At 73.8% G+C, this 20,648-nt stretch carries 17 protein-coding genes; 8 read left to right on the top strand and 9 right to left on the bottom strand.

Going from position 1 to position 20,648, the window contains the following annotated elements; all coding sequences use genetic code 11:
* The first annotated feature begins 94 nt into the window (after positions 1 to 94).
* From AB0A69_RS22035 to AB0A69_RS22010, 6 genes are all read left to right on the top strand, one after another.
* On the top strand, positions 95 to 3,202 hold the full coding sequence (locus tag AB0A69_RS22035; RefSeq protein WP_361424429.1) for a lantibiotic dehydratase: 3,108 nt from the start codon (positions 95 to 97) through the stop codon (positions 3,200 to 3,202).
* Positions 3,199 to 4,545, top strand: coding sequence for a lanthionine synthetase C family protein (locus AB0A69_RS22030; protein ID WP_361424426.1), 1,347 nt, complete (start codon positions 3,199 to 3,201; stop codon positions 4,543 to 4,545). The genes AB0A69_RS22035 and AB0A69_RS22030 overlap by 4 nt, the downstream gene beginning before the upstream one ends.
* 26 nt (positions 4,546 to 4,571) lie before the next feature.
* Positions 4,572 to 5,492 (top strand): ABC transporter ATP-binding protein, encoded by a 921-nt coding sequence (locus AB0A69_RS22025; RefSeq protein WP_361424423.1) that lies wholly within the window; start codon positions 4,572 to 4,574, stop codon positions 5,490 to 5,492.
* Complete coding sequence (locus AB0A69_RS22020) at positions 5,489 to 6,295, top strand: ABC transporter permease (RefSeq protein ID WP_361424420.1); 807 nt, start codon at positions 5,489 to 5,491, stop codon at positions 6,293 to 6,295. Before AB0A69_RS22025 ends, AB0A69_RS22020 begins: the two co-directional genes overlap by 4 nt.
* Positions 6,292 to 7,530, top strand: coding sequence for a hypothetical protein (locus tag AB0A69_RS22015; protein WP_361424417.1), 1,239 nt, complete (start codon positions 6,292 to 6,294; stop codon positions 7,528 to 7,530). Before AB0A69_RS22020 ends, AB0A69_RS22015 begins: the two co-directional genes overlap by 4 nt.
* Before the next feature lie 121 nt (positions 7,531 to 7,651).
* Positions 7,652 to 8,023: a phosphatase PAP2 family protein gene (locus AB0A69_RS22010; RefSeq protein WP_361424414.1), complete on the top strand. Its 372-nt coding sequence runs from the start codon at positions 7,652 to 7,654 to the stop codon at positions 8,021 to 8,023.
* A 28-nt stretch (positions 8,024 to 8,051) separates the two neighbouring features.
* Here AB0A69_RS22010 and polX read toward each other — a convergent pair whose 3' ends face one another.
* From polX to AB0A69_RS21985, 5 genes are all read right to left on the bottom strand, one after another.
* The gene (polX, locus tag AB0A69_RS22005) at positions 8,052 to 9,797 is read right to left on the bottom strand and encodes a DNA polymerase/3'-5' exonuclease PolX (RefSeq protein WP_361424411.1); all 1,746 of its coding nucleotides are present in this window, start codon (positions 9,795 to 9,797) and stop codon (positions 8,052 to 8,054) included.
* Positions 9,798 to 9,824: 27 nt separating this feature from the next.
* Positions 9,825 to 10,346, bottom strand: a complete 522-nt coding sequence (locus AB0A69_RS22000) for a phospholipase (RefSeq protein ID WP_361424408.1) — start codon at positions 10,344 to 10,346, stop codon at positions 9,825 to 9,827.
* A 180-nt stretch (positions 10,347 to 10,526) separates the two neighbouring features.
* Positions 10,527 to 11,897, bottom strand: a complete 1,371-nt coding sequence (gdhA, locus tag AB0A69_RS21995; protein WP_361424405.1) for an NADP-specific glutamate dehydrogenase — start codon at positions 11,895 to 11,897, stop codon at positions 10,527 to 10,529.
* Between the two features lie 91 nt (positions 11,898 to 11,988).
* The gene (locus AB0A69_RS21990; RefSeq protein WP_361424402.1) at positions 11,989 to 12,801 is read right to left on the bottom strand and encodes an AfsR/SARP family transcriptional regulator; all 813 of its coding nucleotides are present in this window, start codon (positions 12,799 to 12,801) and stop codon (positions 11,989 to 11,991) included.
* 108 nt (positions 12,802 to 12,909) lie between these two features.
* On the bottom strand, positions 12,910 to 13,707 hold the full coding sequence (locus AB0A69_RS21985; protein ID WP_361424399.1) for an alpha/beta fold hydrolase: 798 nt from the start codon (positions 13,705 to 13,707) through the stop codon (positions 12,910 to 12,912).
* A gap of 305 nt (positions 13,708 to 14,012) precedes the next feature.
* Here AB0A69_RS21985 and AB0A69_RS21980 point away from each other — a divergent pair, with 305 nt between their 5' ends.
* Positions 14,013 to 14,657, top strand: coding sequence for a ScbR family autoregulator-binding transcription factor (locus AB0A69_RS21980; RefSeq protein WP_361424396.1), 645 nt, complete (start codon positions 14,013 to 14,015; stop codon positions 14,655 to 14,657).
* A 105-nt stretch (positions 14,658 to 14,762) separates the two neighbouring features.
* On the opposite strand, the gene AB0A69_RS21975 is transcribed toward AB0A69_RS21980, so the two are convergent.
* The 3 genes from AB0A69_RS21975 to AB0A69_RS21965 form a co-directional block, all read right to left on the bottom strand.
* Positions 14,763 to 15,047 carry a hypothetical protein gene (locus AB0A69_RS21975; protein ID WP_361424393.1) on the bottom strand — a complete coding sequence of 95 codons (285 nt, stop codon included), beginning with the start codon at positions 15,045 to 15,047 and terminating at the stop codon, positions 14,763 to 14,765.
* A 32-nt stretch (positions 15,048 to 15,079) separates the two neighbouring features.
* Entirely contained in the window at positions 15,080 to 16,669 is a 1,590-nt protein-coding gene (locus tag AB0A69_RS21970; protein WP_361424390.1) for an acyl-CoA carboxylase subunit beta, read from the bottom strand.
* A gap of 239 nt (positions 16,670 to 16,908) precedes the next feature.
* Positions 16,909 to 17,754 (bottom strand): NAD(P)H-binding protein, encoded by an 846-nt coding sequence (locus AB0A69_RS21965; protein WP_361424387.1) that lies wholly within the window; start codon positions 17,752 to 17,754, stop codon positions 16,909 to 16,911.
* Between the two features lie 143 nt (positions 17,755 to 17,897).
* Here AB0A69_RS21965 and AB0A69_RS21960 point away from each other — a divergent pair, with 143 nt between their 5' ends.
* A complete protein-coding gene (locus AB0A69_RS21960; protein WP_361424384.1) occupies positions 17,898 to 18,665 on the top strand; it encodes an SDR family oxidoreductase in 768 nt (255 codons plus the stop codon).
* A gap of 214 nt (positions 18,666 to 18,879) precedes the next feature.
* Here AB0A69_RS21960 and AB0A69_RS21955 read toward each other — a convergent pair whose 3' ends face one another.
* Complete coding sequence (locus AB0A69_RS21955) at positions 18,880 to 20,517, bottom strand: FAD-binding protein (RefSeq protein WP_361424381.1); 1,638 nt, start codon at positions 20,515 to 20,517, stop codon at positions 18,880 to 18,882.
* Positions 20,518 to 20,648: the final 131 nt, after the last annotated feature.

Here is a 20,648-nt window from a genome sequence, read left to right as displayed (position 1 = left end):
GGCCGGTACCAGCGGGTCCGGAGAATCCCGCGAGACGCGTGAGACTCATCAGACCGCGGAAGCGCCTTTCCGCGCACCGCAAGCAGACGGCCCCTTGGACCTCGGCGCGTGCGCCGCGGTGCTCGCCCGCGCCGCCGCCGACCCCCTGCTCGGCGAGGCGCTCGAACTCGCCTCCCCCAGCCTCAGCGCCCTCGTCCGCCGTGTCGCCGAGCACGGCCCCGAGGGCGTCAAGGCGGCCCGGCTGCGCCGGGCCGCACTCGCGGTGTCGCGCTACGACATCAGGATGCGTACCCGCCCCACACCCTTCGGGCTGTTCGCGGGTGTGGCGGCCGGGCACTTCGACTCGACCGCCAAGGTGGCGCGCGGCACGGCCCACCGCACCCGCACGCACGTCGACCTGCAGTGGCTCACGCGTGTCGTCCACCGCCTGGAACGCGACCCGGCCGTCCTCGCCGCGCTGACGGTCCAGGCGCACCAGGCCCTCGTCGTACGCGGGGACCGGCTGGTCCTGACCGCGCCCTCCAACCAGGGCGTACGGCTCCCGGAGACCGGCGAGGGCCGCTCCACGGTGTCGGTGCGTCACACCCCCGTCGTCGCGCGGGCGGTGGCCGGGGCCGTGGCGCCGGTGCCGTACGAGGAGCTCGTGCGCCACACCGCGCAGGGGTTTCCCGGGGCGCCCGCCGAGCGGGTCCGGGGGCTGCTGGCGGAGCTGGTCCGCCAGGAGGTCCTCATCACCGCGCTGCGCCCGCCCCTGGACGGCGGCGACCCGCTGCACCATGTGCTCGGGCTGCTCGCGACCGTGCGGGGTGCGTCCGCCGAGACGCACCGCGTGCACGAGGGCCTGCTGGCTGTGGAGCGCGAGCGGCACGCGTACGACGTCCGCCCCGTCGGGGCCGGACACGCCGAGCTGGGCCGGCTGCTGGCGACGGCGCGGGCGGTGGAACCGGACGACACGCCGCTGCACATCGACACCCGGCTCGACACCGCGCTCCACCTCCCGTACTCCGTACGGGAGGTGGTCGAGCGGGCCACCGAGGTGATGTGGCGGCTGTCCCGGCCCAAGCTCGGGCTCTTCGCGCTGCGCGACTACCACCGCCGCTTCCTCGACGTGTACGGCGCCGACCGACTGGTACCGGTCCTGGAGCTCGTCGACGAGTCGACGGGGCTCGGGGCACCGGCCGGTTACGGCTGGCCCAACAGCGAGGCGGCGCCCGTGGAGCCGGACGTTCCGCGCACCGCGCGCCGGGACCGTGCGATGGCGCGGCTGGTCGCGGGCGCACTGCGCGCCGGACGGCGCGAGGTCGTCCTGACCGACGAGGACCTGCCGGAGCTGCACCACGAGCACCACGAGCACCACGGCGACGCCGACCGGGCTCCCGACCCCGCCGACCTCCCCGGCTCCTGCGAGGTGACCGTCCAGGTCGTGGCCCCGTCCGTGGAAGCGCTGGACGACGGGGTGTTCCGGGTCTTCCTGGCGCCGTCGCCCGGTTCACACCGCGCCGGGTCGACCTTCGCGCGCTTCGCGGACCAGGACCCGTCCTGGCGCGCGGAGTTCGCGGCGCTGCACCGTGACAGTCCGGTGCACGTCGAGGGGGCGGTCCCGGTGGACCTGGCGTTCCGGCCGCGCTCGGGCCGGGCGGCGAACCTGGCGCACACCGTCCCGGCCACCGGCCGCCGCATCGCCGTCGGCGTACCCGACGTGCCGGGTGGCGGCGTCGAGGAGCTGAGGCTCGCCGACATCGGCATCGGCGCGACGCTGGAGCGGCTGACGGCCGTGCACCTGCCCACCGGCCGCGAGATCGTCCCGGTCCTCGGCAACATGGTGAGCGCGCCGGCCCAGGCGCCCAACGCCGTACGGCTGCTGTGGGAGATCGGCCTGGAGGGCCGGCGGCTGTGGGAGCCGTGGAACTGGGGCGCGCTCGCCGACGCGCCCTTCGTGCCGCGCGTGCGGTACGGGAGGTTCGTCCTGGCCCCGGCCGTGTGGCGGCTCGACGCGCTGCGGGACACCGACGGGGAGAGCTGGTCGCGCGCGGTGGCCGACTGGCGCGCCGCCTGGGGCGTGCCGCGCCGGGTCCTGGCCGTCACGGCGGACCAGCGGCTGCTGCTGGACCTGGACGACGCGTTCCACCGGGAGCTGCTGCGGGACCAGGTCGCGCGCCACCCGGACCTGGTCGCGCAGGAGGTGCCGGGCGAGTACGAGGGCTGGCTGGACAGTCCGTTGGCCGGGCATCTGGCGGAGTTGGTGGTGCCGCTGACGCGCCGCGACACCGGGGGGCCGCGCCGGCGCCCGTACGCGGGGAGCCACCGGCCCGCGCGGGCCGTGCACGGCCTGGGTGGCGAGTGGCTGTACCTGAAGCTGTACGGCGCGGCGCGGACGCAGGACGACCTGGTGCGCGACCACGTTCCGGAGCTGGTCGCGGCGGCGGCCGGGCACGGCGCCGACGGCTGGTTCTTCATCCGCTACACCGACGAGGGGGGCCACCACCTGCGGCTGCGGCTGCACGGCCCCGACCCGGGGCGGCTGTGGGGCGAGGCGGCGCCCGCCGTGGGGGCGCTGCTGGCGCGGTGGCGGGAGCGGGGGCTGCTGCGCGGGCACGCCGTGGCCGCGTACGACCCGGAAGTGGAGCGGTACGGCGGCCCGGCCGCGCTGCGGCTCGCGGAGCGGGTCTTCCAGTACGACAGCGAGGCCGCGCTCGCGCTGCTGCGGCTGGCGAAGGACCCGGGCAACGCGTACGGCGTCGACGACCTGGCCGTCGTCTCGTGCGCCGCGCTGGCGCACGCCTTCGGCCCTCCGGACCCCGGTCATCCGCTCCTCGCCGAGGACTGCGGTGACGACGGGGCGGCGGCCTGGCTGTCGATGACCGGCGGGCGCCGCGACCTGCCGGCCGCGTACCGGGGCCGCGCCGCGCACTGGCGGCGCACGGTCGATCCGTACGGCGGCTGGCCCGCGTTCACCGGCGGCGGGGACCCGGCCGGTGCCGCCGCGCTGGAGGCGCTGCGCCCGCGCGACGAGGCCGTGCGCGAACTGGCCCGCGTCGTACGGGAGGCGGGCGGTACGCCCGAGGGCCGGGTCGTGGGCAGTCTGCTGCACATGGTGTGCAACCGCCTTTTCGGCGGGGAGGGCGCCCGCGAGCTGACCGTGCTCGGGATCGCCCGGGGCGCCGTACAGGACCACCTCAACCGGCGGAGGCACCGGTCATGACGACAGCGGTCGGTACGGCGGAGGCCGTGGAGTGGGTGGCGGGGCGGCTCGCCGACCCGGAGCGGGTCGCGGCGGTCGCCTCGCGCGACGACAACCGGGACCCGGTGTACGACGCCGTGATGTGGGGGCCGTTGACGCTCGCCAACGGGCTGCCCGGCACCGCGCTGCTGTACGGCGAGCTCGCGCGCGCCGACGAGGCGTGGCGGCCGGTGGCGCACCGGCATCTGGCGGCGGCCGGACGGGCGATGCACACGGCGCCGAACCGGGGCCTGTTCTCCGGTCCGGCCGCGCTGTTCGCCGCCGCGCAGACCTGCGCCGGGCCGGAGGGGCACTATGCCGGGCTGCGCCGGAAGCTGGCCGACTGGCTGGCCGAGGACCAGCTGGACCGGCTGGCGGTGTTCCGTACCCGTACGGGCGCGGGCGTGGACTGGGCGGCGTACGACCTGATCAACGGCGTCTCCGGGACGACCCGGCTGCTGCTGGACGCGGCGGCCGACCCGGCGGAGGCGTCGCCGGTCGTCGCGTCGGCGCTGACGGCGTCCCTCGGGCACCTGGTGCGCCTGACCGAGCCGGTACGGGTCGACGGGCAGGAGGTGCCGGGGTGGTGGGTGCCGCCGGAGCTCCAGGTCAGCGAGCGGGACCGGCGCGACTATCCGCGCGGGGACCTCAACCTGGGGATGGCGCACGGGATCGCCGGCCCGCTGGCGGTGTTGTGCTCCGCGTACGAGGCGGGACGCGAGGTGGAGGGCATGCGTGCGGCCGTCGGGCGGATCGCCGACTGGCTGCTGGGATGGAGGCTGTACGACGAGGCGGGCCCGTACTGGCCGGCCCGCGCGGGCCTGGAGCACGAGGTGGCGCAGCGGCGTCCGAGCGCGCTGTTCACGCGGACGGCGTGGTGCTACGGCACTCCGGGCGTGGCCGCGGCGCTGCTGCGGGCCGGGCGGGCGATGGGGCGGCCGGAGTGGTGCGCGGCGGCCGTCGAGGGGCTGCGTGCGGCGCTGCGGCGCGACGAGGCGCTGTGGGCGATCGAGGGCGCGACGGTGTGCCACGGCTACGCGGGCCTGTTGCGGATCGTGGCGCGGGCCGCGGCGGCGACGGGTGACGCGGAGCTGGTGGCGGGGCGGGAACGGCTCGTGGGCAAGGTGCTGGCGTGTGCCGATGAGGAGGCGCCGTTCGGCTTCCGGCATCTGATGCGCTTCCCGGCGGCGGCGCGTTCGCCGGTGCCGCACCGGGCCGTGGACACGGCGGGGATGCTGGAGGGCGCGGCGGGTGTGGCGCTGGCGTTGCTGCCCGTCGAGGACGGTGTACCGCTGCCGTGGGACCGGACGCTGGGGCTCGCGTGAGGGAGGCGGCGGAGGTGGTGAGCGGGATGGCCGACGGAACACCGGCGTTCGAGCTGGCCGACGTGGTCGTGCGCCATGGCCGGGTGACCGCCGTCCACGGTGTGTCGATGGCCTCTCCCCCGGGCCGGATCACGGCGCTGCTCGGGCCCAACGGCGCGGGCAAGTCCAGTCTGCTGGGCGTGTTGTCGACGGCCGCGCGGCCCGCCGCCGGGACGGTACGGATCTTCGGGCACGACGTGCGCGAGGCGCCGATGGCGGCGCGCCGCCGCCTGGGGCTGGTGTTCCAGGAGCGGACGCTGGACAAGGAGCTGTCGGTGGAGCGCAACCTCTGGTTCCACGCACGGCTGTTCGGGATGCGGCGGGCGGACGCGCGGGAGCGGATCGCGCTGCTGCTGAACCTGTTCGAGCTGGCGGACCGGCGCCGCCAGCCGGTGGAGGAGCTGTCGGGCGGGCTGGCCCGGCGGGTGGAGATCGCCCGCGCCCTGCTGCACCGGCCCGGTCTGATCGTCCTGGACGAGCCGACCAACGGCCTGGACCCGGCCGCACGCGCGACCGTCTGGGCGGATCTGCTGCGGCTGCGTGCCGAGCTGGGCGTGACGGTGCTGTTCGCGACGCACTACATGGACGAGGCGGAGTACGCCGACGAGATCGTCATCCTGCGCGGCGGCCGCGTCGTGCGGCGCGGCGGGGTGGCCGAGCTGAAGGGCGCGCTGGAGGCGTCGCGGATCGTGGTGAGCTGCGCGGACGAGGAGGCGGCGGTGCGGCAGTTGCGGGCGGCGGGCTTCGAGGCGCTGGTCGAGCCGGGCGGGGTGGCGGTGCACTGCGCCGATCCGGAGGCGCGGATCGCGGCGGTGGTGCGGGCCCTGGACGTGCCCGGTCTGACCGTGTCCGTACGCCATCCGTCCATGAACGACGTGTACGTGGCGGCGGCGGGGAGCACGTCGTGAGCGCCGTGGGCGCGAGCGCGCCGGCGAAGCCTCCCTCCGTCCGGCCGTCGCTCGCCGCCATCGGGGTCATCGCCCATCGCGATCTGCTGCGGCAGGTGAAGCGGCCGGGGGTGCTGTTCAGCCAGGCCGTGCAGATCCTGTTCTTCGTGCTGGTGTACGCGGTCGGCTTTGACGGCATGATCGGCTCGGTCGACGCGGTGGGCGCCGCGCCCGTGCCGTTCAGCGCGTACGTCTTCCCGGGGATCGTCGCCATCCAGGTCGTCTCCATCGGGGTGGCGTCGGGGCAGTCGTACGCGTGGGACCGGGAGTTCGGGGTGTTGCGCGAGCTGCTGGTGGCGCCGGTGCCCCGCGTGTGCCTGCCGTTGGGGAAGGTGGTGGCGGGGGCCGGGACGGTGACCGCGCAGAGCGTGCTGATGCTGGCGTTCGCGCCGCTGATGGGCGTGGAGCTGACGGCCGGCCGGTTCGTGGCCGCGGTGGGGTGTTACGCGCTGGCGGCGACCGTGTTCAGCGTCATCGGGCTGTGCCTGGCGACCGTGGTCACGCGGATGCAGACGCTCCAGGCGACGGTCCAGCTGGCCATGTTCCCGATGCTGTTCCTGTCGGGCTCGGTCTTCAGCGCCGAGGACGCGCCGCGGTGGCTGGCGTGGCTGATGTACGCCAACCCGATGACGTACGCCGTCGACCTGGCCCGGCAGACGCTGCTGGGCGGGGGCGGGCTGCTGCCGTGGTGGGCGGATCTGGGGGTGCTGGGCGGGATCCTGGTGGCGGTGCTGGCGCTGCTGCGGGTACGGAGCGGGCGGTGAGGCCGGGGGTGGGAGCGGAGGCGGGACCGCAGGTGGGAGCCGGGGCGGGACCGCGGGTGGGAGCGGCGGACCGGCGGGTGCTCGCGGGGGCGCTGCGCTGGGTGGAGGCGAACCTGGAGTGGTTCGCGCCGGGCCGGTGGGAGGAGTTCCTGCCGCGGCGGCCCTTCCGGCCGGGCCCGTTGCTGGAGTTGCTGGGGCTGGTGCGGGTGCTGGACCGGGCGGGGGTGGTGGCGAGGGACGCGCCGCTCGCGCGCCGGGCGCTGGACCTGGCCGAGGAGGCCGTCGCGGACGCGGAGTTCGGGCGGGGGCTGCGCCGCGGTGACGAGCTGTTCCCGTACCACCTCAACCTGGTGGCGCTGCTGGAGCTGCTGGGCCGGCCGCAGCCGGGGCCGCGCGCGGTGTGCGAGGAGCTGCTGGCGGCGGACGCCGGGGGCCACTGCCGCGCGTACAAGCCGGTGCTGGGGCGGCTGGAGCTGCGGTACTTCGCCGACCGCGGCGGCTTCACGGCTCCGGCGCGGCTGCCGGACCTGGGGACGCTGTACCGGGGGAGCGTCGCGGCGCTCGACCCGGACGTGCTCCAGCTGACGGCGAGCGAGACGTACGCCCTGACGCACGCGCTGTTCTACGCCACGGACTTCGGCCACCGCCGGGACCTGCTGGGCGGGGCCCGGGAGGTGGCGCGGCTGCGCGGGACGGTGCGGGTGCTGCTGGGCGCGCAGCTGGTGCGCGGCGGGCTGGACCTGCTGGCGGAGCTGCTGCTGTGCGACACGGCGCTCACCGGGGCGTACGGGTGTGACGCGCTGGTGTACGACGCGTGGGCCGCGCTGGCGGGGGCGGCCCGGCCGGACGGCGCGGTGCCGAGCCCCGTGCACCGCCCGGAGGTGCTCGCCGGTCTGGACGGCGGCAAGGCGGAGGCGTACGTCTTCGGGACCTGCTACCACACGACGCTGGCCGCGGCGCTGGCCGCCGCCGTCCGTGCCGGGCCCGTCGCGGCCGAGCGGCCGCCGGGGTGCCCGCCGCTGCCGGGGGCGGACGCGGCGGGGATCGGCCGTTGGGCTCGCGAGGTGCCGGGGGCCGGCCCCGAGGTGTGGGCGCCACTGCTGGCGGCCGGTGTCCAGGCGCGGGACACGGAGGCCGTGGCCGCCGTGCTGGGCGCGGCCCGGCGCCTGGGACACGGTGATGATCCGCTGGTGGGTGCGGCGGCGGCGCTGCTGTCGGCGTGGGCCGGACCTTGAGGTGGCCGAAATCGGTCATTCCGCAGGCCGGTCGCGTGCGGGTGCGTACCGGGGGTAGCACCTGCGCGACATCGCCTCAGCGCGCCTGGCTCCGCCGAAAGGATCAGCACCGTGACGGCCGGTGTCCGCGATCCGGGACGGGGGCGTCGACCCGGCGTGGAAGCCGCTGTCGGCGAACCGGGCGGGGGTGAACACCACGCCGTGCTTCCCCGCGTGGGCGTCCGGGCACGCGGCGTTCGCGGGCGCGTGGGCGGGGATCATGCAGCGGTTCTTCGACGGTGACGGGGTGAGTTTCAGCCTGACGACGGAGGACCCGCACGCCCCCGTGCGGACGCGGTCGTACACCGGCTTCAGCCAGGCGGCGCGCGAGAACGCCGACAGTCGCGTGTACCTGGGCGTCCACTACCCGTGGGACGCGACGGACGGGCTGAAGCTCGGCGAGGACGTCGCCGCGCACGTCTTCACCACGAAGCTGCGGGCGATCCCGTCCTGACGGCGCGCCGGTGGGGGGTGGTCGCTGATCATCCCTCGCCGGCGGTACGGCCGTGGCCCCGGCCGTGGAGGAAGCGGCGCAGCCTGCCCAGCGGCCAGGTGTTGATGACGTCGTCCTTGGTGAGCCAGCCGCGCTGTGCCGTGCCGATGCCGTAGCGCAGGTAGGGCAGGTGGATGACGGCGTGGGCGTCGGAGTCGACGGCGAACTTCACGCCGTACCGCTTCGCCCGCAGGATGTCCTCGTCGCAGAGGTCGAGGCGGTTGGGGTGGGCGTTGATCTCCAGGGCGGTGCCGGTGCGGGCGCAGGCTGCGAAGACCGCGTCGAAGTCGGCGTCGATGGGCGGGCGTCTGCCGAGCTGCCGGGTGGTGGGGTGGCCGATGACGGCGATGTGGGGGTTCTCGCAGGCGCGGACGAGGCGGCGGGTCTGGGCCTGGCGGCCGAGGGTGAAGTGGGAGTGGACGGAGGCCACGCACAGGTCGAAGCCGGCGAGGAAGTCGTCGGGCCAGTCGACGGTGCCCTCGGGGCCGATGTTCAGCTCGGTGCCGTGCAGGAGGCGCATCCCGTGGTGCGCGCGATCGAGTGCGCGTACGCGCTCGCGCTGGGCGAGGATCTTCTCCTTGGTCATGCGCTGCATGGCGAGGTCGGGGGCGTGGTCGGTGACCGCGTAGTAGGCGTAGCCACGTTCGGCGGCCGCGGCGACCATGTCCTCCAGCGGGGCGAGTCCGTCGGTGAGGTCGGTGTGGGTGTGCAGGTCGCCCATGATGTCGCGTTCCTCGATGAGGTCGGGGAGGTCGCCGCGCAGTCCGGCGGCGATCTCGCCGCGGTCCTCGCGCAGGGTCGGCGGGATCCAGGGCAGGCCGAGGCGGGCGTAAACGTCCTCCTCCGTCTCGGAGGCGATCTTCTCGCCGCTCCCGGCGTCGAAGAGCCCGTACTCGGAGAGCTTGAGCTTGTGGCGCACGGCGATCTCGCGGGTGCGGATGTTGTGGGCCTTGCTCCCGGTGAAGTACTGCAGGCCCGCGCCCCAGGAGTCGGGCGGCAGGACGCGGACGTCGATCTGGAGGCCCTTGGTGGTGCGGAGGGAGGTCTTCTTCGCGCCGTGGGCGAGGATCTCCGCGGTGTACGGGAGGCTCGCGAGGGCCTCCATGAACGGCGCCGACCGCTCGGCCGCCACCAGGACGTCGATGTCGCCGATGGTCTCGCGCATCCGGCGCAGTGACCCGGCGTAGCAGCATCCGGCACAGCCGGTGACGCGGGACAGCTCGGAGACGAGCTGTTCGGCGGTGTCCATGGCGGAGTCGAGGAGGATGCGGTCGCCGGCCTTCTGCATCAGGGCGATGCCGTGGAGGATGTTCTCCTCGGTCTTCTCGCCGAAGCCCTTCAGATCGCGCAGCCGCTCCTGGTGGAGGGCGTCGAGCAGCTGGTCGACGGAGGAGACGCCCAGCTCCTCGTAGAGCACCAGGGCTTTCCTGGGGCCGAGCCCGGGGATGGTGATCAGCTCGCGGACGCCGGCGGGGATGGCCTCGCGGCGCTCCTCGACGGCGGAGACGTGGCCGGAGGCGAGGTATTCGGTGATCTTGTCGGCGATGGACTTGCCGACGTTGGGGATCTCACGGAGCTGCTGGGCGTCGAGCGTGGAGACGTCGCGGTGGTACCCGCCGACGGCGCGGGCGGCCTTCTCGTAGGCGCGTGCCTTGAAGGCGTCGCCTCCGGTGATCGCGATGAGGTCGGCGTACTCCTGGAGCAGCGCCTGGACCTCGTCGTTGGCTCGGACCATGACTCCAGGATGCGACGCCCGGCCCGGTCAGGCGAGGGGGGAACCGGCGGGTGCCGCGGACCTGCCGCCGTAGACGACGGCCTGGTAGTAGATCCAGGCGACGCCCTGGCAACGGGTGCGGAGCGTGCCGGAGTACGTCGTGCAGACGCGGTTCATGTCGGCGTGGAAGGCGTTGTCGAGGCGGGGCTTGTTGGCCGGGAAGGCGCCGGCCGCCTTGTAGTTGCGGTAGCCGAAGTCATGGCGGGCGCAGGCGTCCTTGAACGGGAAGCCGAGCGGGTTCTCGGGCGCGCCGGAGCAGTAGTCGGTCGTCCAGTCGAAGGCGTACGCGCTCCAGGCGGCCTGGTTCCTGCGGGCGGCGTCCCAGGCCTGGTAGCTGCTCAGCGCGGGCTGGGTCCAGGCGGCGAGCACCCGTGGTTTGTCGGCGGGGACCGCCGCGGCGTCAGTGGCGGGCAGGAGGGCGGCGGGGACGGCGACGGCGACCGCGGCGAGCGGACCGGCGAGTGGTCCGGCGAGCGGTCTGGCGGCGGGACCGTTGAGGCGACGGCGCATGGGGGCTCCGAGTGGGGGGAGCGGGCCCGGAGGTATCCGGCTGAGGTGAGCTTCACCGGCGCCGTCCAACGCTGAACCCGAATGGCAGGTTGACGCCACGTCAGGGTCTGCGCGCCGTCGAGGTACGCGCCCGGCCCCCGCCGCCAGAGGGTCTGGGGGCGGGGGCCGGGGGTGGAGGGGTCAGATGACGCCCTGGGCGAGCATGGCGTCGGCGACCTGCTCGAAGGCGGCGATGTTGGCGCCCGCCACGTAGTCGCCGGGGCGGCCGTGGCGCTCCGCCGTCTCGTACGCGGTGTCGTGGATGCGCCGCATCACCTGGGTCAGCTCGTCCTCGACGCGCGCCGCCGGCCACGCTTCGCGGGACGCGTTCTGGCGCATCTCCAGGGCGCTGGTGGCGACGCCGCCCGCGTTGGCCGCCTTGGCGGGGCCGAAGGCGACGCCCGCGTCGCGCAGGACGCGCACGGCCTCGGGCGTGGTGGGCATGTTGGCGCCCTCGGAGACGGCCTTGACGCCGTTGCGGACCAGCGTCAGGGCGTCCCGTTCGGTGAGTTCGTTCTGGGTCGCGGAGGGCAGCGCCACGTCGGCGGGCACGTCCCAGACGCTGCCGCCGGCCACGTACCGGGCCGAGGCGCCGCGGCGGGCCGCGTAGTCGCCGACGCGGCCGCGTTCGACCTCCTTGACCTGCTTGAGCAGGTCGAGGTCGATGCCCTTGTCGTCCACGACGTACCCGCCGGAGTCCGACACGGTGCGCACCACCGCGCCCAGGGCCTGGGCCTTCTCCACCGTGTAGAGGGCCACGTTGCCGGAGCCGGACACGGTGACCTGCTGGCCGGCCAGGTCCTCGCCGCGCTTGCGGAGCATCTCGGCGGTGAACAGCACGTTGCCGTAACCGGTGGCCTCGGTGCGGATCAGCGAGCCGCCCCAGCCGGTGCCCTTGCCGGTGAGCACGCCGCCCTCCCACCGGTTGGTGATGCGCCGGTACTGGCCGAAGAGGTAGCCGATCTCGCGGCCTCCGACGCCGATGTCGCCGGCGGGCACGTCGGTGTGCTCCCCGAGGTGGCGGTGGAGCTCCGTCATGAACGCCTGGCAGAACCGCATGACCTCGGCGTCCGACCGGCCGCGCGGGTCGAAGTCGCTGCCGCCCTTGCCGCCGCCGATGCCCAGGCCGGTGAGGGCGTTCTTGAAGATCTGCTCGAAGCCGAGGAACTTGACGATGCCGAGGTTGACGGAGGGGTGGAAGCGCAGGCCGCCCTTGTAGGGGCCGAGGGCGCTGTTGAACTCCACCCGGAAGCCCCGGTTCACCTGGATGTCGCCCCGATCGTCCTGCCAGGTCACGCGGAAGACGAGCTGCCGCTCCGGCTCCGCCAGCCGCTCGACCAGCCGGGCCTCCCGCAGCTCGGGGCGGGCGGCCACGACGGGCGCGAGCGTCTCCAGCACCTCCCGTACGGCCTGGTGGAACTCCGGCTCGCCGGGGTTGCGGCGGAGGATGTCCGCTTCGACGGACTCGAGCCAGGCGGTCGTGGCCTGGAGGGCGGTTGCGGTCGATGGCATGGGCGGGGCTCCTGTGGTGGGACGGGGACGGAGGGGTACGGCGGGTGCGGCGGGGGCCTCGGCAGGGGTACGGGGCGCCGGACGGAACGGTTCAGACGGCGAAGGACGCCATCCAGAAGGGTGACACGGCCGGGTCGGCGCCCGAAGCGCCGCCGGTGTGGAGCAGTTCGGCGTGCAGGCGCCGGAGTTCGGGGGACGGCTCCAGGCCGAGTTCGGTGTCGAGGATGCGGTAGAGGTCGAGGTACGCCTCCAGGGCCTCGGCGCGGCGGCCGGCCCGGTGCAGCGCGGAGATCAGCCGGCCGTGGAACCACTCGTTGAGGGGGTAGTCGTGGACCAGGGCACGCAGTTCGGGGATGACCTCGCGGAGGCGGCCGAGCCGGTCCTCCGCCTCGATGCGCAGTTCGAGGGCGCGGATGCGCAGCTCGCTCAGATAGACGATGCGCCCTTCGAGGACCTTGCCGGCGGGGACGTTGGACAGGACGGGGCCGCGCCACAGGGTGAGCGCCGCGCACAGGTCGTGGGCGGCCGCCTCGGGCCGGCCGTCCTCCAGGGCCGCGCGGGCACCGGTGACGAGCCGTTCGAAGACGGTGATGTCCACATCGTCCGGGTCCACCTCCAGCGCGTAGCCCGGGGGGCGGGTGACGAGCGGCTGGTCCCCGCGCGAGCCGAGGCGGTGCTCGTTGAGCATGCGCCTGGCCTGGTGGACGTACGTCTGCACGGTGGCGGGCGCGCTGCGGGGCGGGCAGTCGCCCCACAGTTCCCGGATGAGGGAGTCGACGGGGACCAGTTCGCCGGGCCGGGTGAGGAGCAGGGCGAGGGTCTGGCACACCTTGGGGGTGGTGGGGAGGTGGACGCTGCCGTCGTCGGCGACGATCTCGAACGGACCGATGAGGTTGAACCGCACGTCTCATGCTCCTGTCCTGGCGCGCTGCCCCGTGGTGGTGGATCCGGACGCCCGTATGAACCGGGCGTCCGTTTCCGATTGTTCGCCGGGGTGCCCACTGCGGACCCATCAGAGGGGAACAGGGCCTCCCGTCGATGTGGCCTGCCGTACGAGGGCGTCCCGCACGATGCCGGCCACTTCGGCGGTGCGCTGGTCGAGGTAGAAGTGCCCGCCCGTCAGCACCTTCATCTGTGCGGGCGCCGTCGTGTGTGCGCACCAGCCGACGGCGGCGTCGACGGGCACCACCGGGTCGCGGTCGCCGACGAGGACGGTCAGCGGCGTGTCGAGCGGCGGGCCGGGGCGCCAGGTGTAGGTGCCGATGGCCCGGTAGTCGGCGCGGAGCGGGGGCATCACCATCTCCAGCACGTCGGGGTCGTCGAACACGGCGCCGACCGTGCCGCCGAGGCGGCGGATCATCGCGAGGATCTTCTCGTCGGTGTCGAGCCGGTCGGTGTCGTCGCCCTGCGGGGTGGGCGCGAACCGGCCCGACAGGAACAGGTGGCAGGGCCCGGGTACTCCGCGCCCTTCCAGTTCCCTGGCGAGTTCGTAGGCGAGGACGGCGCCCATGCTGTGGCCGAAGAACGCGTACGGGCGGGGCGCGTCCGCCGCGGCCGCGCCGGGGGCGAGTTCGCGCTCCACCTCGCCGGCGAGGGCCTGGACGAGGCGGCCGATGTCGTCGACGGGCGGCTCCGCGCGGCGGTCCTGCCGGCCGGGGTACTGGACGGCCAGGACGTCGAGGTCCGGGGTCAGTTCCCGCTGGAGGCCGAGGTACGCGCTGGCGGCACCACCGGCGTGTGGGAAGCAGACGAGGCGTACCCCGCCACCGGGCGCCTCCGCGCCGAATCGCCGGAACCAGTCGCTGGCCATATCGTGCTCCCCTCACCGCTCTGTCACTCGCCCGGATGAGGGCTCACCCGGGGAGACCTGGGCAAGCCTCCGGCACAGCGCTTGTGCGTCACATGAGATCGGCCGGCGGCAGACCGCGGAGTGACCACATGATGAGCGGGGCATGACCGGTACGACGGTTTCCGCTTAGCTGAGCGGCGATTTGTACGCATCGAACCACGGGGTTCCAGCCAGGTTACCGTCGAACTAACAAACCGCCTGTGCGGTTTCCTACACTGGCTTTTCGCGCCCCTTTCAGCCCGACCACTGTGACCACGGAGCACGACATGACGAAACAGGAGCGGGCGGCCCGTACGCGCCAAGCGCTGATTCGTTCCGCCGCCGAGGTGTTCGACCAGGAGGGATTCGCCCCGTCCTCCCTCACGTCGATCAGCCGCCGCGCAGGTGTGAGCAACGGTGCACTGCACTTCCACTTCGTCAACAAGGGCGCCTTGGCGGAGGAGGTCGAAGTCGAGGCGATGGCGGTCCTGCGCGGCATCGCCGCCCCCTGGAGCGAGCACGGGGACGTGGGCGGCGGCCTGCAGACCCTGGTGGACACCTCGCACGCCCTCGTGGCACGGCTCCGACAGGACGTGATCCTGCGGGCCGGCTTCGGGCTGAGCGCGGACGCCACCTGGAAGAGCCGCTCGGACCTGCGGCAGTACTGGGTGGACTGGGTGGACGAGGGCTTGTCCCTCGCGGCCCGCCGGGGCGCGCTCGCCGACGGCGTGCGGCCCGAGGACGCCACGACGGTCGTCGCCGCGGCCACCGTCGGCCTGGAGGCGCTGGGCCGGACGGACCCGCGCTGGTGGGACCGGCACACGTCCACCGGCCTGTGGCGGCTGCTCCTGCCGCGGCTGGCGTCGGAGCAACTGGCGGACCGGGTACGGGCGGAGGGCGGCGAGGGGCCGCCGGTCCCGGAGCCCGTCTGAGGCCCGCCGGGCACATCACCACAGCAGCGGAGCCGTACCCCCTGTCCGCGGGGTACGGCTCCGCTGCTGTGGTGATGCCGCCCTGTCGGCGGCGGCCCGTGTGCGTCAGGCCGCGTCGCGCCAGGTCGGGGCGGGAGCCGCGGCCCAGGAGGTGGCCGCCCTGCGGCGGGCCGCCGACGGGAGCCAGGGGGCTCCGTTGCGGCGGCGGGCGCCGTCGCGTTCCCGGGCCTCGCGGGCCGCCTCTTCCGCGCGGGCCGCCAGCACCGCCGACAGGACCGCCGCCACCGCGGCCACCTCCTCGGCGGTGGGCGACCCGCCCGTGATGCGCCACACCTGGCTCGTGGCCTCCTCCGGCAGATCACTCACCGCGCTCACCGCTCGTACCGCCATGGTTCCTCCTCGGGCCGGCCGGTCGTCCGGCGTCACTGGGGCTGGTTGCCGTGCTTGCGCGTGGGCAGCGGCGCGTGCTTGTCGCGCAGCATGGCCAGCGCGCCGATGAGCGCGGAACGGGTGTCGGCGGGGTCGATGACGTCGTCGACCAGACCACGCTCCGCGGCGTAGTAGGGGTGCATGAGCTCCCGGCGGTACTCCTCGATACGGGCCGCGCGGGTGGCGTCGGGGTCGTCGGACGCGGCGATCTCGCGGCGGAACACCACGTTCGCCGCGCCCTCGGCGCCCATCACGGCGATCTCGTTGGTGGGCCAGGCCAGCGCGATGTCCGTACCGATGGAGCGGGAGTCCATCACGATGTAGGCGCCGCCGTACGCCTTGCGCAGCACCAGGGAGATGCGCGGCACGGTGGCGTTGCAGTACGCGTACAGCAGCTTGGCGCCGTGCCGGATGACGCCGCCGTGCTCCTGGTCGACGCCGGGCAGGAAGCCGGGCACGTCGACGAGGCTCACCAGCGGGATGTTGAAGGCGTCGCACATCTGGACGAAGCGCGCGGCCTTCTCCGAGGACTCGATGTCGAGGACGCCGGCCAGCGTCTGCGGCTGGTTGGCGACGATGCCGACGACCTGGCCGCCGAGCCGCGCGAGCGCGCAGATGATGTTGGGCGCCCAGCGTCCGTGCACCTCGAAGTAGTCGCCGTGGTCGACGATCTCCTCGATGACGGCGTGCATGTCGTAGGCCCGGTTCGGGTCGGCGGGCACGAGGTCGAGCAGCGACTCGTTGCGCCGGTCCGCGGGGTCGTCGGCCAGCTCCGACGGGGGCAGCTCGCGGTTGTTGGACGGCAGGTACGACAGCAGGTGGCGCACGTCCTCCAGGCAGTGCTCCTCGTCGTCGTACGCGAAGTGGGCCACGCCGGAGGTGCCGGCGTGGACGTCGGCACCGCCCAGGTCGTCCTGGGTGATCTGCTCGCCGGTCACCGCCTGCACCACGTCGGGGCCGGTGATGAACATCTGCGAGGTGCCGCGCACCATGAAGACGAAGTCGGTGAGCGCCGGGGAGTACGCGGCGCCGCCCGCGCAGGGGCCCATGATGACGCTGATCTGCGGGATGACACCGGAGTTGCGGACGTTGCGCTGGAAGATGCCGCCGTAGCCGGCGAGGGCGGTGACGCCCTCCTGGATACGGGCGCCCGCGCCGTCGCAGAGGCCGACGATGGGGGCGCCGGCCTTCTCCGCGAGGTCCATCAGCTTGTGGATCTTCTGGGCGTGCGCCTCGCCGAGCGCGCCGCCGAAGATGCGGAAGTCGTGGGCGTACGCGAAGACGGTGCGGCCGTCGACGAGGCCCCAGCCGGTCACCACGCCGTCGCTGTACGGCTTCCGCGCCTCCAGGCCGAAGCCCGTGGCGCGGTGCCGGCGGAACGGCTCGGTCTCGCTGAACGTGCCCTTGTCGAAGAGCAGTTCCAGCCGCTCGCGGACGGTGAGCTTGCCCTTCTTCTTCTGCGCCTCGGTGGCCTGCGCGCTGGGGCCGGCCAGCACCTGCTCGCGCAGGTCCGCCAGTTCCGCCACCCGCCCGGCCATCGACGCGGGCGAGGGGCTGGGCGGCTGTTCCTCAAGGATGCTCATGCCTGTCCTTTCCAGATGCGGGGGAAGGTGGTTCTCGTCGACGCGCCGGGCGGCGCGGAACACCGTGCACCGGGCGTGCGCCACGGCATACCACTCATAGTGGGAAATTCCGCTACAGGTCTTCTTGAGGTTGCCTTGAACCGCCGTCGGGCCCCACGTGGCGGGGGCGACCGTGCGAGGCGGCCGCGCCCCGCCCGGTGCGCCGGGTGCCGGGCGGGGGCGGCCGCTCCCCCGGCGCGTCAGGCGCGCCAGGCTCCGGCCGCCGCGGCGTCGGCCGCGTAGGCGGCGAAGGCGCGCGGCTCGCGGCCGAGGGCCTCGCGTACGCCGTCCGACACCTTCCGCTCGAAGCCCTGGGCGATCGGGTACATGGCCGCGGCCCACAGCTCCGCGTCCGGCTTGGCGACGCCCTGCCCGACGAGCTCGGCGACGAACTCGTCGGCGGTGAGCGGCGTGTAGCGGACGGTACGGCCGGTGGCCTCCCGGATCAGTTCCAGGACCTCGGCGAGGGTCACGGGCGCGGGCCCGGACAGCTCGTACGTACGGCCGGCGTGGCCCTTCTCGGTGAGGGCGGCGACGGCGACGGCGGCGATGTCCTCGACGTCGATCCAGCTGGCGGCGCCGTCACCGGCGGGGAGGCGCAACTCCCCGGCCAGGATGCCGTCGTTGAAGAAGCCCTCGCTGAAGTTCTGGGCGAACCAGCCGGGTCGCAGCACCGTCCAGTCCAGGCCGCTGTTCCGGACGGCGGCCTCGCCGGCGAGGAAGTCCTCGCTGGTCTCGGCGGCGGAGCCGTAGTAGCCGGGGGTGTCCACGCCGCGCGCGGACAGCAGGACGAGGCGCTCCACCCCGGCGCGGGCCGCCGCCTCGACGAACGCGCCGGTCCTGTTGGCGCCGTCGAGCTGGACGATGTAGACGCCGCGGACGCCGTCGAGGGCGGGGCCCCAGGTGGACTCGTCCAGCCAGTCGAAGCGGTGCTCGGCGTTGCGGGACGCGGAGCGCACCGGCACGCCGCGCTCGGTGAGCTGCCGTACGACGCGGCTCCCGGTCTTTCCGGTGCCGCCGATCACGAGAACGGGTTCGTAGGTCATGGCCGGAGACTAATTCCGCGATCGCGCGCGCAGACCGGGCGATGGGCCGGGAATGGGCGGCGGGTGAGGGCACCGGAGGACGATCGCATTCGCGGCCCTGGCATCAGAGGTCGCCACGGTCGAGAGAATTGGGAGTTCCCTGCATGACTGCCCTCACGAACAAGACGGCTTTGGTCACCGGTGGCAGCCGGGGCATTGGGCGTGCCATCGCCAAGCGGCTGGCGAAGGAGGGCGCGCTGGTCGCGCTGACCTACTCGAGCGACGAGGCCGCCGCCAAGGAGACGGTGACCGCGATCGAGGCCGACGGCGGCCGCGCCTTCGCCTTCCGCTCGGAGCTCGGTGTCCCGGGTGACGCCGCCGCCCTGTGGGCGGAGTTCGACGCCCGCATCGGCCAGTACGCGGACACCCCGGGCCTGGACATCCTGGTGAACAACGCGGGCGTCGCCGGCCCGGGCCTCATCCACGAGGTCTCCGAGGAGGACTACGACCGCGTGTTCGCGGTCAACGCCAAGGCCCCGTTCTTCATCATCCAGAAGGGCCTGGAGCGGCTGCGTGACGGCGGCCGCATCATCAACATCTCCTCCGGTGTCACCAAGGTGGCCTTCCCGGGCATGACCTCCTACGCGGCCACCAAGGGCGCCCTGGAGGTCCTGACGCTGACGCTGGCCCAGACCCTGGGCTCCCGCGGCATCACCGTCAACGCGGTGTCGCCGGGCACCATCGAGACGGACATCCACCCGTGGATGGCCGACCCGGCCGCCAAGGCCCACGCCGCCGGCTTCTCGGTGTTCAACCGGGTCGGCCAGCCCGAGGACGTCGCCGACGTGGTGTCCTTCCTCGCCTCGGACGACGCCCGCTGGGTGACCGGCCAGAACATCGACGCGAGCGGGGGTTCCGGCCTGGGCATCTGACCGGTTCGGCACAGAGGGGCCTTCTTCCGTCCCGCACGCGGAAGCCAGCCGCCCCCTCCCCCTCGCAGAGAGGGGAGGGGGCGGCTCCTTCGTATGCCCCTTCCCGTGTGCGAGGGGCCCGCGGGCGGCCGGTGAACGCCGGAGCGGGCCTCCGGATCGCCGAGGGTTCGCCTCGCCGTCCGAAGGCCCGCTCTGTCAGCCGGAGGCCGTGGGGTCAGGGCTTGATGCTGAGCGCGTGGCGGAAGAGGTTGTGGGGGTCCCAGGTGCGCTTGGCCGTCTGGAGGCGGCTGTAGCCGTCCTTGAAGTAGAGCGTGCCCCAGTGGACGCCGGAGGTGTTGAGCGCCGGGTCGGCCAGGTCGGAGTCGGCGTAGTTGATGAACGCGCCGTCGTTGACGCCGCCGGGCCGCGGGACGCCGCCGGTCGCGGCGTGGACGTCCCGGTAGAACTCCCGCACCCAGGCGATGTTCTGGGCGTCCTCGGCCTCGGTGGCCCACAGGTCGATGAAGAGCATCTTGATGATGGAGTCGCGCTGGGCGGTGGCCGTGGCGCTGGACGCGAGCTGGTTGGCCCTGGCGCCGTAACCGGCGATCTCCACGAGGGCGGCCGGGTTGTTGTAGTCGGTGCGGTTCAGGTGCTTCCAGAACGCCTTGAGCTGGGCCGCGGGGAACGGCTTGCGCAGGTAGGCGGACTTGGCCTTGAAGCGGCCCTTGCCCTCGAAGCCGCTGCCGCCGAGACCCGGCCAGTTGAGCACGTTGTACAGCCAGTCGACGCGCTTGCGGGTGTCGACGCGGTACGTCAGGCCGGTGCCGGCGACGATCGCGGCGAGGTAGTCGTCGAGGAGCTTGTCGGCGTCCGGCACGGCCGAGTCGATCTGGGTGGTCATCAGGAACTCGCCGGCCGAGCGGTGCCGCGGCTTGATGGCGCTGAAGAGCTTGGCGTACGGAGCGGTGGGCGACTGGTTCGCCGCGTGCCACGCCGAGAAGTTGTAGAGCAGCCTGCTGAACGCGGCCTCGGTCATGCCGGTCCAGGAGAAGGCGACCTCGGAGAGGATCAGCTCCCGGGGGGCCTGGGGCAGAAGCGCGGCCGGGTCGGCGCCGGTCGCGCCCGGGGTACGGAACCAGTAGCGGGTGACGATGCCGTAGTTGCCGCCGCCCGCGCCGGTGTGGGCCCACCACAGCTCGCGGTGGGGGTCGTCCTGGGCACAGGTGGCGACGACCTTGCGGGCCTTGCGGTCGGCGCCGACGACGACGATCTCGATGGCGGCCAGGTGGTCGACGGTGACGCCGTGCGAGCGGGCCAGCGGGCCGTAACCGCCGCCGGGGACGTGTCCGCCCACGGCGACGGACGGGCAGGTGCCGCCCGGCAGGGTGACGCCCCAGTTGGTGTAGAGCGTCTCGTAGACGGAGCCGAGCCGGGCGCCGGGCTCGATGGCGAACGCACGGCGCGTGGAGTCGTAGCCGATGGCCGTCATGGCGGAGACGTCGATGAGGACGCGTATCTCCGGGTTGGTGCTGAAGTCCTCGTAGCAGTGGCCGGCGCTGCGCACGGTGAAGCGCAGGCCCTGGTCGAGGGTCTCCTGCACGGCCTGGACGACCTGGTCGGCCGTCTTGGCCACGAGGACGTAGGCCGGCGTGCCGATCCAGCGGCCGTTGGCACCGGTGACGAGCGAGGCGTAGCGCGGGTCGTCGGGCGTGACCTTGACGAGCGCCTCGCCGGCCACGGCCTCGGCCGGGGTGGGCGTGTCGGCGTACGCCTCGCCCGCCCAGCCGCCGATGGCCGGGAGGGCCAGGGCGGCGGCGCCGCCGGCTACCGCGCTGTTTCGCAGGAACACCCGGCGGGAAAGTCCGGTCATTGCGAGGTACCTCCGTGAGGATGTGATTCCGGGAATTGCGGATTTCGCTGTGGGGGTGTGGGTTCGAACCGCATGGGTACGGAACTCGACAACCACAGCCGTTCCTCACGCGGAGGTGGCATGGGTTTCAT

The sequence above is a fragment of the Streptomyces sp. NPDC045431 genome (assembly GCF_040646655.1).
Classification (GTDB): Bacteria; Actinomycetota; Actinomycetes; order Streptomycetales; family Streptomycetaceae; genus Streptomyces.
The sequence above is the reverse complement of the archived record's forward strand: the minus strand, read 5'-3'. Positions and strand labels throughout refer to the sequence as shown.

Excerpts from the sequence above, each read along its gene's own strand:
- AB0A69_RS21980 (WP_361424396.1), top strand. The coding sequence starts at position 14,013 with ATGACGAAACAGGAGCGGGCGGCCCGTACGCGCCAAGCGCTGATTCGT.
- polX (WP_361424411.1), bottom strand. The coding sequence starts at position 9,797 with ATGGTCCGAGCCAACGACGAGGTCCAGGCGCTGCTCCAGGAGTACGCC.
- AB0A69_RS22000 (WP_361424408.1), bottom strand. The coding sequence starts at position 10,346 with ATGCGCCGTCGCCTCAACGGTCCCGCCGCCAGACCGCTCGCCGGACCA.
- AB0A69_RS22030 (WP_361424426.1), top strand. The coding sequence starts at position 3,199 with ATGACGACAGCGGTCGGTACGGCGGAGGCCGTGGAGTGGGTGGCGGGG.
- AB0A69_RS21960 (WP_361424384.1), top strand. The coding sequence starts at position 17,898 with ATGACTGCCCTCACGAACAAGACGGCTTTGGTCACCGGTGGCAGCCGG.
- AB0A69_RS21970 (WP_361424390.1), bottom strand. The coding sequence starts at position 16,669 with ATGAGCATCCTTGAGGAACAGCCGCCCAGCCCCTCGCCCGCGTCGATG.
- AB0A69_RS21955 (WP_361424381.1), bottom strand. The coding sequence starts at position 20,517 with ATGACCGGACTTTCCCGCCGGGTGTTCCTGCGAAACAGCGCGGTAGCC.
- AB0A69_RS21975 (WP_361424393.1), bottom strand. The coding sequence starts at position 15,047 with ATGGCGGTACGAGCGGTGAGCGCGGTGAGTGATCTGCCGGAGGAGGCC.
- AB0A69_RS22025 (WP_361424423.1), top strand. The coding sequence starts at position 4,572 with ATGGCCGACGGAACACCGGCGTTCGAGCTGGCCGACGTGGTCGTGCGC.
- AB0A69_RS21985 (WP_361424399.1), bottom strand. The coding sequence starts at position 13,707 with ATGGCCAGCGACTGGTTCCGGCGATTCGGCGCGGAGGCGCCCGGTGGC.
- AB0A69_RS21965 (WP_361424387.1), bottom strand. The coding sequence starts at position 17,754 with ATGACCTACGAACCCGTTCTCGTGATCGGCGGCACCGGAAAGACCGGG.
- gdhA (WP_361424405.1), bottom strand. The coding sequence starts at position 11,897 with ATGCCATCGACCGCAACCGCCCTCCAGGCCACGACCGCCTGGCTCGAG.